We start from the raw sequence: 11,693 nt of genomic DNA, 5'->3' as shown, positions 1-11,693 counted from the left end.
ATTGCCTGATCGCTGGCGATGGCGACCTCCGTCTGCTTGGGGTATCAGGTTTTCGATGAATCGTTGATGGCTTCCGCCAGGTCCTGGTATTCCTCGCAGGTATTGCCGCAGATCGATTGGATCTTCCGCAATTGTTCCTGGGCGAGGTCCAGCCGGCCTTTGATCACGTAGGCTTCACCGAGGTACTCGCGGACTTGCGCGTACTGCGGATCGAGTTTCACCGATTGCAGGTAATACCCGATGCCTTCATCGGTGCGGCCCAGTTTACGCGTGGCGTAACCCCGATAGTTCAGGGCTATGGCAGTGTTCGGGTCTTTCAGGGTATCGAGCAGGGCCAGGGCTTCTTCGTAGCGACCGTCCTTGGCCAGACGATAGGCATAAGTGGTGCGGTCGGCGTCCGGCACCAGGCTGCTGGTTTGCTTGAGGCATTTCTGTGACTTGGTGTCGAAGACCTGGCCTTTGGGGCAGTTGGGTTTGGCCGGGGCATCATCTTCACCGTTGGCCCAGGCAAACGAACCGGATAACGCGACAGCCAGCAACAACGGGGTAGCGATAACTGCGAAACGGGTATTCATGGGTGATGCTCCACAGGTTTATTCGTTTCAGTTCCAACCACGCCCGGGCAACATGCGGCGCAAGGTGTTATCCCTCAGGCCGTAATGGTGAACCAGGGCCACCACGGCATGCAATCCGGCCAGAATGATGATGGCCCAGGCCACTTGTTCGTGCAGGCCGCCGAACACCGATTTCATACTTTTATCGAAGCTCATCAACGTAGGGACATCGAACAGGCCGAAAAAGTTGAACGGCTCGGCCTGGGCCCAACGGAACAGGAAGCCCAATGCGATCTGGCTCAACAACAGCGCATACAGCGCCAGATGCGCGGTCTTCGCCAGAATGTTCATCGCCCCTTTATTGGCGGGCGGCAAACGCCGGCCTCGGGTCAGGCGCCAGATCAGGCGGGCGAGGACAATCACCGCCAGCAGGATGCCGCAGGAAATGTGCAGTGACTGCAGTTCCTTGCGCAACGGCGTGCCCTTGGCCAGTTGCTCCCAGACCTGTGCACTGGCGAACATGCCAATCACCAGTAAGGCAGTCAGCCAGTGCAGGCTCATGGTCAGGCGGTCGTAACGTGTCGGCGTGTTCATGTTCAGGGTGTTCAAAGGTAATCCTCATGGGCGTTGATAGGAGAACACCGCAGGGTTAACAATTATTCATTTCTTTCTATCGGCGATTGCGAGGAAAGCTCGAATCGAGGGGCTATGCTCGACGGCACTCGCTGTCATCTGGAGCACTGCCATGAAAGATCAGGTCCATCACTCAGCGGCGGCCGGCTATAAAACCGCTGCCGAGACTTACGTCCGCGGTCGCCCGGAGTATCCGCCGCAAGTGGCCCAATGGCTAACCACGACGCTCGGCTTGAACGCGGATAAAGCGGTCATCGACTTGGGGGCGGGCACCGGCAAATTCACCGCTCGGCTGGTGGCGACCGGGGCGCAGGTGATTGCCGTGGAGCCAGTGCCGCAGATGCTCGAGAAACTGTCCGGGGCCTTTCCTGAGGTGCTGGCCGTCAACGGCACCGCGATGGACTTGCCGCTGCCGGATGCGTCGGTGGATGTCGTGATCTGCGCCCAGGCGTTTCACTGGTTTGCCAGTCACGAGACGCTGACGGAAATTGCCCGGGTACTCAAGCCCGGCGGCAAACTGGGGCTGGTGTGGAACCTGCGTGATACCCGGGTGAGTTGGGTGCCGAAACTGGATGCGATCGTCAATGCGCTGGAGGACGACACCCCGCGCTTTTACACCGGGGCGTGGCGCCGGGCATTTCCTCATGCGGCGTTCGGGCCGTTGCAAGAGCAGCAGTTCAGCCATGGGCACACGGGCTCGCCGGAGGATGTGATTTTCAACCGCGTGCGCTCCACCAGTTTTGTCGCGGCATTGCCGGCGGTGGAGCGGGCGCAAGTGGATGAGCAGATCAGGGCGTTGATTGCTGCCGAGCCTGATTTAAGGGGCAAAGAAGTGGTGACGGTGCCCTACGTGACGGCGGCGTTTGTGGCGGTGAAGGGCAGTTAACTCTGTGATGAGGCCATTCGCGAGCAAGCCCGCTCCCACAGTTGATTTGTGGCGCACACAAATCAACTGTGGGAGCGGGCTTGCTCGCGAAGAACGATGACGCGGTTTCAGCTCAGCAAGCGTATCGGCTCACCCGCAGACCACGCCTGGATATCCTCGATCATCTGCGAGAAGAACAGGTGGTAATTCTGTTGGCTGACGTACCCGACATGCGGCGTCGCCAGTACATTCTCCAGCGTCCTGAACGGGTGATGTTCAGGCAAGGGCTCTTGCTCGAACACATCCAGCGCCGCACCGGCCAGTTGCTGTTTTTGCAGGGCCTTGATCAGCGCTGCTTCATCGACAATCGGCCCGCGGGCGGTGTTGACCAGCAGCGCGGTGGGCTTCATCCAGCCCAGCGCCTGAGCGTCCACCAGGCCTCGGCTGCGCTCGCTGAGCACCAGATGCACCGACAGCACATCGGCCTGCTCGAACAGCGCCTGTTTGCTGACGTAGGTCGCGCCGGCTTCGGCAGCGCGTTCGGCCGTCAGGTTTTCGCTCCAGGCGATGACCCGCATGCCGAACACCTGACCGAACTGGGCAACACGCTGGCCAATGCTACCCAGCCCCAGGATCGCCAGGGTCTTGCCGTGCAGATCGCCACCCAGGCCTTGCTGCCACTTGCCGGCGCGCAGGGCGTTGGCTTCGACGACCAGGTTGCGGGTGGCAGCCATGATCAGGGCCCAGGTCAGTTCCGGGGCAGCGTGTTTGTAGCTGTCGGTGCCGCTGACTTGAATGCCCAGCGCGGCGGCGGCTTTCAAATCCAGGGCCGCGTTGCGCATACTGCCGGTGACCAGCAGTTTGAGTTTCGGCAGTCGTCGCAGCAGGTCTTCATCGAAGCGAGTGCGTTCGCGCATCACGCAGATTACTTCAAACTCGCCCAGACGTGCGGCCATCGCATCGTTGTCGGCAGGGTAGTCATGGATAAAACTCACCTGGCCGAGGGTGTCCAGAACCGACCAGTCCACCACGTTACGCGCTACATCTTGCCAATCATCGATTACCGCAATCTGCACAGCCATCAGCCTTACCTCATCAATGAACAGGGTTGGTCTTGCTCAGCCAGGCGAGCAGGGCCTGGTGGAATTCCGTGGGTTCTTCCATTTGCGGCGCGTGCCCCATGCCGGGGAACTCGACCAGGGTCGACTGCGGAATCAGCTTCGCCACTTGTTTGCCGAGTACGTCGTAATGACCGATTTTTGCCTTGACCTCGGGTGAGGCGATGTCGCTGCCGATGGCGGTGGTGTCGGACGTACCGATCATCAAGAGCGTCGGCATCTTCAGGTCCTTGAATTCGTAGTACACCGGCTGGGTGAAGATCATGTCGTAGATCAGTGCCGAATTCCACGCCACTTGAGTATGCCCGGGGCCTTTGTTCAGCCCGGCGAGCATGTCTACCCAACGATCGAATTCGGGCTTCCAGCGGCCACCGTAATACGTGTTGCGCTCATAGGTGCGGATGCCGTCGGCGCTGAGTTTCAGTTCCCGTTCATACCATTGATCAACCGTGCGATACGGTACGCCGAGGGCTTTCCAGTCTTCCAGGCCGATTGGGTTGACCAGCGCCAATTGCTCGACCTGATCGGGATATTGCAGTGCATAGCGGGTGGCGAGCATGCCGCCGGTGGAGTGCCCGAGCACGCTGGCCTTCTGGATGCCTAGGGCCTTGAGCAGTTGCTGGGTGTTGGTCGCCAGTTGCTGGAACGTGTACTGATAGTTGTCCGGTTTGCTGGAGGTGCAGAAACCGATCTGGTCCGGGGCGATCACCCGGTAACCGGCCTCGCTCAGGGCCTTGATTGAACTGTCCCAGGTGGCGCCGCAGAAATTCTTGCCATGCATCAGCACAATGCTGCGCCCGTTGGCCTTGCCGTGGGCGGCAACGTCCATATAGCCCATTTGCAAGGATTTGCCCTGGGACTGGAAGGCAAAATGCTTGACCGTGTAGGGATACTCGAAACCTTGCAGTTCGGGCCCGTATTCCGGGCCTTCGGCGTGGGCGATAGCGGGCAATGCGGCGGTCAGTAGCAGGCTGGGCAGCCAGCGGGAAATCGGCAATGGCATGGGGGAGCTCCACAGGAAATCGACCGATGCCGGAACGGCACGATTAGGGCGACATTAAACACAGGCAGTCGCCGCGCCTGATCGTTCAACCCATCCAGCCTCAAGTCGCCGAACCTCAATGCGCGGGGTAGTCCGCCACCACCACGTCAGTGCCGTCCTTTTTCAGACCGATTACCTGGTAGGCATCACTCATGCCGTCCATTTCCATGCCGGGCGAACCCATGGGCATGCCGGGAGCTGCCACACCCAGCAGGTCATCTCGCTTGCTCAAGGCCAGCACCTGATCGGCCGGCACATGGCCTTCGACGAATTTGCCGTTGATCAAGCCGGTGTGGCACGACGCCAGGCGTGGCGGTACACCGTGTTGTTGCTTGAATTCGCTCATGTTGGCTTCAACGTGGTCTTCGACCTTGAAGCCGTTGGCTTGCAGATGACTGATCCATTTTTTGCAGCAGCCGCAATTGGCGTCGCGGTGGACTTCGATCGGGATCAGGTCGGCGGCCTGGGCGAGGGAAGAAATGAACAGGGCGCTCAGGGCGACCAGACGCAGGTGGGTTCGCATAAAATTTCGTCTCTAAATACGGCGAAAAAATGCATTCTGAACGGTTTTCCGGTCAACGAGGTACGAGATTGTTTCCAACCAATACGATCCCCCTGTAGGAGCTGCCGCAGGCTGCGATCTTTTGATCTTAAAAGACCACATCAAAAGATCGCAGGCTTCGCCAGCTCCTACAGGGGGACAAGCCGTTAACGGTCCAGCAACTTCATCACCTCTTCCGGATAACGCAAACCGGCCGTGGCATTCGCCGGGAATATCGCTTCCAGGGCAAGCAGCTCTTCGCGACTCAGCTTCACGTCCAGCGCGGCCACGTTTTCTTCCAGATACTTGCGCTGTTTGGTCCCCGGAATCGGGATCAGGTAATCGCCCTGGGCCAACACCCACGCCAGCGCCAGTTGGCCAGCGGTCACGCCTTTCTCTGCGGCCAGTGCCTGCACTTGCTGCACCAGCAGCAGGTTTTTCGCGAAGTTTTCACCTTGAAAGCGCGGGCTGAAGCGACGGTAGTCGTCCGCCGCGAAATCATTCGGGCTTTTCAGGGCACCGGTGAGAAAACCGCGACCCAACGGACTGTAGGGGACGAACGCAACGCCCAGCCGCTGGCACGCTGCCAGGCAGCCGTTCTCCTCCTGATCGCGACTCCACAGCGAGTACTCGCTTTGCAACGCGCTGATCGGATGCACCTTATGCGCCCGCTCCAGCGTCGCGGCTGAAGCCTCGCTCAAACCCAGGTATCGAACCTTGCCGGCCTTCACCAGTTCGGCCATGGCGCCGATGGTTTCCTCGATGGCCACCTGCGGGTCGATCCGGTGCTGGTAATACAAATCCAGCGTTTCAACGCCAAGGCGCTTGAGGGTGCCGTCGATAGAGGCGCGAACGTAATCCGGTCGACCATTGACGCCCCGCGCGACCGGGTTGGCCGGATCGCGGACGATGCCGAATTTGCTCGCCAGGAACACCTGGTCGCGTTTGCCGACAATCGCTTGGCCGATCAGCTCTTCGTTGGTGTGCGGCCCGTACATGTCGGCGGTGTCGAGCAGGTTGATGCCCAGCTCCAGCGCACGGTGCAGGGTGGCCGTGGCTTCGCGGGTGTCGGTACCGGTCGTATAGAAATCGGTCATGCCCATGCAGCCCAGTCCGATCGCCGAGACCTGCGGCCCGTTTTTTCCCAATTGACGTGTTTGCATGAGATCAGCTCCCTGTGAATGTGAATCCCATTGTTGGCCTCGACAGAAACAAGATAAACCGGCTAAAACCGCTATCACTATTCGTGATTTCTAAATAATCAGTCGGGACAGCCTAATGGACCGTTTCAACGCCATGCGCGTGTTTACCCGAATCGTCGAGCTGGGCGGCTTTGCCAAGGCGGCCGACAGTCTGAAACTGCCTCGTGCTTCGGTGACCCTCCTGATCAAGCAACTTGAGGCGCATCTGGGCGTGCAGTTGCTGCAACGCACCACGCGACAGATCAGCCTGACCCTCGACGGTGCGGCCTACTATCCCCGTTGCGTCAGGCTGCTGGCGGATCTGGAAGAAACCGAAGCGGTGTTCTCCGCTGCCCGCCACAACCCCAGGGGTTTGTTGCGGGTGGACATGCCGGCAGGGGTAGGGCGCTTGATTGTGATCCCGGCACTGCCGCAATTTACGGCGCGTTATCCCTTGATCGAACTGGAGATCGGCCTGAATGACCGGCCCGTCGACTTGATTCGCGAAGGCATCGATTGCGTGCTGCGCGGGGGTTCTTCACTCGACGATTCACTGGTGGCGCGGCCGCTGGTCACGCTGGACCAAGTGACTTGTGCCAGTCCTGATTATTTGCAGCGTCACGGGATGCCGCTAAGTCTGGCGCAGCTGCCGGGGCATCAAATGGTCGAGTACGTGTCCAGTAGCAACGGCAAACGCTTCGGGCTTGAGTTTGTCGTCGATGGCCAGGTACAGGCGATCAACTTGCCCAAGAATGTCTCAGTCAACAGTGCCGATGGTTATCTGGCGGCGTGTGAGGCCGGGTATGGCCTGGTGCAGGTCCCGTACTATCACGTGGCCCGGCAGATCAAGGAGGGACGTTTGATTGAAGTCCTGAGGGAAGCGCCGCCCCCGTGCATGCCGCTGACGGCGCTTTATCCTCCTCACCGCCAGTTGTCACGGCGGGTTCGGGTGTTCGTGGACTGGATGGTGGAGTTGTGTGAGCAGCCGGGAAATGATTTTTTCAGAAGGTCTCAGGCTGCTGGGTGAGCACTACCGATGCTGGTAATAACCCGGTCCGCCGTGGTCGTAATAGCGGTCGTGGTGCCCACCGCCGTGGGGGAAAATAATACAGCCGCTCAAGGACAGGATGGCAAGCAGGGGAATCAGCAGTGTGATTCGACGGAACATTTGAAAATCCTCATGGTTAAAGCCGCAATGAAGCCAAAACTCTTCATCGGCTGTAACATGAGACCCCGTTTGCAGCGCCCCATCCCCAAAGAACGGTAGGGGCTTGGCATGCATTCGGATACAAACCGGATACATTTCAAGGTTCACGCTCAGGAAAGTGGCAATGACCCAGTCGCAACGTTTGAAATACTCGATTCTGATCTCCCTGGTGGTCCTGGGGATCATGTTTGGCCTGTCGTACCTGCAAAACACCGGTGTCATCAGCGAAAAGCTGTTCCAGTACATCGCAATTGGCGTGGCGGTGATCGTGGTGGTGATCAATGGCGTGATGCGCCGCAAGGTCAAGCCCTGATCGGCGCGTCGGGGGCGGGTTATTCGCCGTGCAGCGTGGCGAGAGCCTGCGGGTGCAGGCTGTAGCTTTTGTCCGGGTTGAGGATAATCACGCCTTCGCCGCACAAGCGTTTCAACACTTCTCTCACGCTCAAGAAGGACAGGGGAATATCCAGGTCCAACAACTGAGTGTGCACGCCACGCACCCCGAGGCTGCGTTCGTTGTCGGCAGCGACCAGCAAGGCGTCGATGACTTTCAGGCGGATCAGACTGGTGCGCAGGCCGAAGCTCTTGAGCAGAAACCGGATCCGCTCATTGCCGTGGCGTTCGGTCCGCTGTTCGAAAACGACTGAGTTCATGGAAGTGCCCTTAGGCGCATGGCTACCGTCCGTTGGCAGTTGCGAGTTGTACATGCAAAAAACTCCTTTTCAGAGCCTGATCAGGAAAATGGTGCTCTCAAGCTGTAAGACGTATGAGCTGGGCAAATAATGAAGGCTCAAATGTAGAAATTTTGTCACCGCCACGTCAGCAACGTGTCAGAGCCCATAGCAAAGCCCTTAAATTTTTGTCATTTGCTTCGTTTCTAGGGGAGGCATGCCTTTCGGTTGGCACCACCCCCTGTAGGAGCTGCCGCAGGCTGCGATCTTTTGATCTGCTTCTAAAAATCAAGATCAAAAGATCGCAGCCTGCGGCAGCTCCTACAGGGCGCGCGGGGAGCGGCATTTGTGTGGCCTTCGTTTAGACGATCAGGAGCGAGCGTGATTATTTCCAGGCAGTTAACCCGGTTGAGCCTTGTAGGCGTGTTGGCGGGCTTGAGTCTTGCGGCAAACGCTCGCAGCCAGCCGGATCAGGCGACGGCCGAGATCCGCCGGACCAGTTTCGGCGTGCCGCACATTCGTGCCGACACCGAGCGCGGCCTCGGCTACGGCATTGGCTATGCCTATGCTCAGGACAACGTGTGCCTGCTGGCGAATGAAATCACCACCGTCAACGGCGAACGTTCCCGGTATTTCGGTCCGGATCAGCTCACCGTCGAAGAACGCGAAAACCCGGTCAGCGATGTGTTTTTTACTTGGCTGAATACACCCCGGGCCGTCGCCGCTTTCTGGAAGGCACAAACCCCGGAAGTGCGTGACCTCATGGAAGGTTATGTCGCGGGTTTCAACCGATCGCAGGCAGAACGCCGAGCCCAGGGTTTACCGCAACAATGCCAGGGTGAGTGGGTGCGCGATATTACCGCGCAGGACCTGGTCAAGTTGACCCGTCGCCTGTTGGTCGAGGGTGGAGTAGGGCAGTTTGCCGAAGCCCTGGCCGGCGCAGCACCGCCTGAAGCCGTGACGCGGATTGCCGGCGACCAAGCCGCGTTCCAGGTGGCGGATTCGCGCCAGCAGCGCTTTGCCCTGGATCGTGGCAGCAATGCGGTTGCCGTGGGCAGCGAGCGTTCGTTCAACGGCCGCGGCATGTTACTGGCCAATCCGCATTTCCCTTGGGTCGGCGGCATGCGTTTCTATCAGATGCACCTGACCATTCCCGGCAAGCTGGATGTGATGGGCGCGGCCTTGCCCGGTCTGCCGATGATCAATATCGGTTTCAACCAACACTTGGCCTGGACCCACACTGTCGACTCGTCCAAGCATTTCACCCTCTACCGCCTGCAACTCGATCCCAAGGATGCCACGCGATACTTGCTCGATGGCAAATCGTTGCCGATGGACAAGCAGACCGTGACGGTGAACGTGAAACAAGCAGATGGCCAAGTCAAAGCGGTTTCCCATGTGGTCTACAGCTCGCAGTTCGGCCCGATTGTGCAATGGCCCGGCAAGCTCGACTGGGACAACCACTTCGCCTTCAGCCTGCGTGATGCCAATCTGGATAACGACCGGGTTCTGCAACAGTGGTACGCCCTGAACCGTGCCGTCAGCCTCAAGGAATTGCAGGCTTCGGTGCACACACTTCAGGGCATCCCGTGGGTCAACACCCTGGCGGCGGATGATCAGGGGCAGACGCTCTATATGAACCTCTCGGTGGTGCCGAACGTGAATGCCGCGAAACTGGCCGCGTGCAGCGATCCTCGGGCCGGGTTGCAGATGATCGTTCTCGACGGCTCTAACAGCGCGTGTGCCTGGGACATCGATCCGCACGCTGCGCAAAAAGGTATTTATGCGGCAGACCAACTGCCGCAACTGTTGCGCAGAGACTTTGTGCAGCACTCCAACGATTCGGCCTGGATGGCCAATCCGGCGCAACCGCTCAGCGGTTTTTCACCACTGATCAGCCAGGATGGCCAGCCATTGGGGTTGCGGTCACGCTTCGCGCTGGAGCGTCTGAGCACGCTGAACAAGGCCGGCCCGATTGCGGCGACGGACCTGCAACACATGGTGATGGACGATCAGGTGTACCAGGCGACGCAAGTGATGCCGGACCTGCTGCAATTCTGCGCGGCGGACCTGGGCGCTGATGCGTCATCGCTCGCGCCGTTGTGTGCCAGCCTCACGGCCTGGGATCGCAGCGCCAATCTGGACAGTGGCCTGGGCTTCGTTCATTTCCAGCAGGTGATGGAGTCGCTACAGCAAGCGCCCGATGTCTGGCGGGTAGCGTTCGATCCGAAAGACCCGCAACACACGCCGCGAGGCCTGGCCGTGGACCGGCCGGAGGTCGCCCAGGCTGTGCGTGAAGCGATGCTGGCGTCGGTCGAACAGGTCAACAAAATGGGGCTGAAGGCTGATAGCCGCTGGGGCGATATTCAAGTGGTCAGCAGTGGGGGCCAACAGACGCCGATACACGGTGGACCGGGTACGCTGGGGGTCTACAACGCCATTCAAAGCGTGCCGAGGACCGATGGTAAACTTGAAGTCGTGAGCGGCACCAGTTATTTGCAGGTGGTGACCTTTGATGACAAGGGACCGCAAGCACTCGGCTTGCTGGCCTTCTCGCTGTCCAGTGACCCGTCTTCGAAGTATTCACGGGACCAGACGCTGGCTTTCTCGAAGAAACAATTGAGCGTGTTGCCGTTCACCGAGCAGCAGATCAGGTCCGATCCGCAGTACCAGGTGCAGACCATCCGCGAGCAGGACGATAAGAAATTGTAGGAGCGAGCTTGCTCGCGATGAACTCCAGAGCACCGCGTATAACCAGTAACTACGCGTTATCGTTAACGTCCATCGCGAGCAAGCTCGCTCCTACAATGTTTGGTGTTTGGTGTTCGGGTCGCGGCTTTCAGCTTTTTGGGGTTTGTTGCGGAATGGAATTGACGACCGGGTTGCCGTCCTTGTTACGGGTCAGGTAGACCGGCAGCACCTTGGGCAGGGACGCCACCAGGGTGTTCAGCTCCTTGATGTTGTAGATGCCACCGATGCGGATCGCCCCGGTACTGTTGTCAGCCACCACCAGCGGGCTGGCCAGGTAACGATTGATCAGCGGCAATGCGTCGGCCAGCGCCAGATCATCGAGTACCAACTTGCCGCTGCGCCAGGCCAATGAGTTGTCATTGTCGTAGGTCTGACTGATCCGCGGAATATAGTCGCCCTGTTTGTAGCTCGCCTGCATCGCCGGCCCAAGGCGCAGGCCATCACCGGGTAGGTCATCGTTGCTGGTGACGAGCACCGAACCTTCGATCAGGTTCACTTTCACCTGGTCTTCATACATCCAGACATTGAACCGGGTCCCGGTCACCCGGATCTTGCCTTCGGCGGCTTTGACGATGAACGGATGAGTGGCGTCGTGGCTGACACTGAAGAAGGCTTCGCCTTTTTTCAGGGTGACCTGGCGCTGGTCCTTGTAGTTGCTGTACGTCAGCTCGCTGCCCAGGTTCAGTTCGACCTTGCTGCCGTCGTTCAAGGTGACCTGACGCACATTGTCGGTGGCCTCGAAATGCTGATACGAATTCGGCAACCAACCCATGTTCCAGCCACTGTAGGCGGCCAATGGCAACACCAGGGCGCACACGGCGGCTGCCATGCCGAACGTGCGCCAGGGTGTCTGCGGTTTGGCGCGAATCATCGGCACTACCGTTTCCGGACGTGGCAGATCCCCCGCGACTTCCCAGATGTCCAGCATGGCCTCGTATTCGATCACGTGCAGTGGATGAGCATCCAGCCACTGCTCGAACGCCTGCCGCTCCTCGGCGGTACAGTCAGGTTCATGCAGGCGCATGCACCAATGCGCAGCGGCATCGGTGATGGCGTCATCTTGGGATTGCGAGAGCGGGTTGTCGGTCATTGACTCATCCTGATTTCCCGCATTCTAACCTTGAGGGAAGTCT

At 59.3% G+C, this 11,693-nt stretch carries 13 protein-coding genes; 4 read left to right on the top strand and 9 right to left on the bottom strand.

Annotated features, from left to right (window positions below; all coding sequences use genetic code 11):
• Positions 1 to 44: 44 nt before the first annotated feature.
• Positions 45 to 575 carry a tetratricopeptide repeat protein gene (locus ACA052_RS15775; RefSeq protein ID WP_497645713.1) on the bottom strand — a complete coding sequence of 177 codons (531 nt, stop codon included), beginning with the start codon at positions 573 to 575 and terminating at the stop codon, positions 45 to 47.
• A 27-nt stretch (positions 576 to 602) separates the two neighbouring features.
• Positions 603 to 1,148 carry a cytochrome b gene (locus tag ACA052_RS15770; RefSeq protein WP_497650333.1) on the bottom strand — a complete coding sequence of 182 codons (546 nt, stop codon included), beginning with the start codon at positions 1,146 to 1,148 and terminating at the stop codon, positions 603 to 605.
• Between the two features lie 151 nt (positions 1,149 to 1,299).
• Here ACA052_RS15770 and ACA052_RS15765 point away from each other — a divergent pair, with 151 nt between their 5' ends.
• Positions 1,300 to 2,073, top strand: coding sequence for a class I SAM-dependent methyltransferase (locus ACA052_RS15765; protein ID WP_497645712.1), 774 nt, complete (start codon positions 1,300 to 1,302; stop codon positions 2,071 to 2,073).
• 107 nt (positions 2,074 to 2,180) lie between these two features.
• On the opposite strand, the gene ACA052_RS15760 is transcribed toward ACA052_RS15765, so the two are convergent.
• From ACA052_RS15760 to ACA052_RS15745, 4 genes are all read right to left on the bottom strand, one after another.
• Entirely contained in the window at positions 2,181 to 3,134 is a 954-nt protein-coding gene (locus ACA052_RS15760) for a D-2-hydroxyacid dehydrogenase family protein (RefSeq protein ID WP_497645711.1), read from the bottom strand.
• A gap of 13 nt (positions 3,135 to 3,147) precedes the next feature.
• Positions 3,148 to 4,173: an alpha/beta fold hydrolase gene (locus ACA052_RS15755; RefSeq protein ID WP_497645710.1), complete on the bottom strand. Its 1,026-nt coding sequence runs from the start codon at positions 4,171 to 4,173 to the stop codon at positions 3,148 to 3,150.
• A 115-nt stretch (positions 4,174 to 4,288) separates the two neighbouring features.
• Positions 4,289 to 4,735, bottom strand: coding sequence for a DUF411 domain-containing protein (locus tag ACA052_RS15750; protein ID WP_497645709.1), 447 nt, complete (start codon positions 4,733 to 4,735; stop codon positions 4,289 to 4,291).
• A 185-nt stretch (positions 4,736 to 4,920) separates the two neighbouring features.
• Positions 4,921 to 5,916 carry an aldo/keto reductase gene (locus ACA052_RS15745; protein WP_497645708.1) on the bottom strand — a complete coding sequence of 332 codons (996 nt, stop codon included), beginning with the start codon at positions 5,914 to 5,916 and terminating at the stop codon, positions 4,921 to 4,923.
• A gap of 115 nt (positions 5,917 to 6,031) precedes the next feature.
• On the opposite strand from ACA052_RS15745, the gene ACA052_RS15740 reads away from it, so the two are divergent.
• Positions 6,032 to 6,961 carry a LysR family transcriptional regulator gene (locus ACA052_RS15740; RefSeq protein ID WP_497645707.1) on the top strand — a complete coding sequence of 310 codons (930 nt, stop codon included), beginning with the start codon at positions 6,032 to 6,034 and terminating at the stop codon, positions 6,959 to 6,961.
• Positions 6,962 to 6,964: 3 nt separating this feature from the next.
• Here ACA052_RS15740 and ACA052_RS15735 read toward each other — a convergent pair whose 3' ends face one another.
• Entirely contained in the window at positions 6,965 to 7,102 is a 138-nt protein-coding gene (locus ACA052_RS15735) for a hypothetical protein (protein ID WP_497645706.1), read from the bottom strand.
• 163 nt (positions 7,103 to 7,265) lie between these two features.
• On the opposite strand from ACA052_RS15735, the gene ACA052_RS15730 reads away from it, so the two are divergent.
• Positions 7,266 to 7,454: a hypothetical protein gene (locus tag ACA052_RS15730; RefSeq protein ID WP_028620074.1), complete on the top strand. Its 189-nt coding sequence runs from the start codon at positions 7,266 to 7,268 to the stop codon at positions 7,452 to 7,454.
• A 19-nt stretch (positions 7,455 to 7,473) separates the two neighbouring features.
• Here the strand turns inward: ACA052_RS15730 and ACA052_RS15725 are convergent, their stop codons facing one another.
• Positions 7,474 to 7,845: a fe2+ zn2+ uptake regulation protein gene (locus ACA052_RS15725; protein ID WP_497645705.1), complete on the bottom strand. Its 372-nt coding sequence runs from the start codon at positions 7,843 to 7,845 to the stop codon at positions 7,474 to 7,476.
• 345 nt (positions 7,846 to 8,190) lie between these two features.
• On the opposite strand from ACA052_RS15725, the gene pvdQ reads away from it, so the two are divergent.
• Positions 8,191 to 10,521: a bifunctional acylase PvdQ gene (gene pvdQ, locus ACA052_RS15720; protein ID WP_497645704.1), complete on the top strand. Its 2,331-nt coding sequence runs from the start codon at positions 8,191 to 8,193 to the stop codon at positions 10,519 to 10,521.
• A gap of 127 nt (positions 10,522 to 10,648) precedes the next feature.
• Here the strand turns inward: pvdQ and ACA052_RS15715 are convergent, their stop codons facing one another.
• Positions 10,649 to 11,650, bottom strand: a complete 1,002-nt coding sequence (locus tag ACA052_RS15715; RefSeq protein WP_497645703.1) for a FecR family protein — start codon at positions 11,648 to 11,650, stop codon at positions 10,649 to 10,651.
• Between the last annotated feature and the right edge of the window lie 43 nt (positions 11,651 to 11,693).

The organism is Pseudomonas sp. LBUM1644 (assembly GCF_059716195.1).
The sequence above is the reverse complement of the archived record's forward strand: the minus strand, read 5'-3'. Positions and strand labels throughout refer to the sequence as shown.

Excerpts from the sequence above, each read along its gene's own strand:
- ACA052_RS15755 (WP_497645710.1), bottom strand. The coding sequence starts at position 4,173 with ATGCCATTGCCGATTTCCCGCTGGCTGCCCAGCCTGCTACTGACCGCC.
- ACA052_RS15770 (WP_497650333.1), bottom strand. The coding sequence starts at position 1,148 with ATGAACACGCCGACACGTTACGACCGCCTGACCATGAGCCTGCACTGG.
- ACA052_RS15735 (WP_497645706.1), bottom strand. The coding sequence starts at position 7,102 with ATGTTCCGTCGAATCACACTGCTGATTCCCCTGCTTGCCATCCTGTCC.
- ACA052_RS15765 (WP_497645712.1), top strand. The coding sequence starts at position 1,300 with ATGAAAGATCAGGTCCATCACTCAGCGGCGGCCGGCTATAAAACCGCT.
- ACA052_RS15730 (WP_028620074.1), top strand. The coding sequence starts at position 7,266 with ATGACCCAGTCGCAACGTTTGAAATACTCGATTCTGATCTCCCTGGTG.
- ACA052_RS15760 (WP_497645711.1), bottom strand. The coding sequence starts at position 3,134 with ATGGCTGTGCAGATTGCGGTAATCGATGATTGGCAAGATGTAGCGCGT.
- ACA052_RS15725 (WP_497645705.1), bottom strand. The coding sequence starts at position 7,845 with ATGTACAACTCGCAACTGCCAACGGACGGTAGCCATGCGCCTAAGGGC.
- ACA052_RS15745 (WP_497645708.1), bottom strand. The coding sequence starts at position 5,916 with ATGCAAACACGTCAATTGGGAAAAAACGGGCCGCAGGTCTCGGCGATC.
- ACA052_RS15775 (WP_497645713.1), bottom strand. The coding sequence starts at position 575 with ATGAATACCCGTTTCGCAGTTATCGCTACCCCGTTGTTGCTGGCTGTC.
- ACA052_RS15750 (WP_497645709.1), bottom strand. The coding sequence starts at position 4,735 with ATGCGAACCCACCTGCGTCTGGTCGCCCTGAGCGCCCTGTTCATTTCT.
- ACA052_RS15715 (WP_497645703.1), bottom strand. The coding sequence starts at position 11,650 with ATGACCGACAACCCGCTCTCGCAATCCCAAGATGACGCCATCACCGAT.
- ACA052_RS15740 (WP_497645707.1), top strand. The coding sequence starts at position 6,032 with ATGGACCGTTTCAACGCCATGCGCGTGTTTACCCGAATCGTCGAGCTG.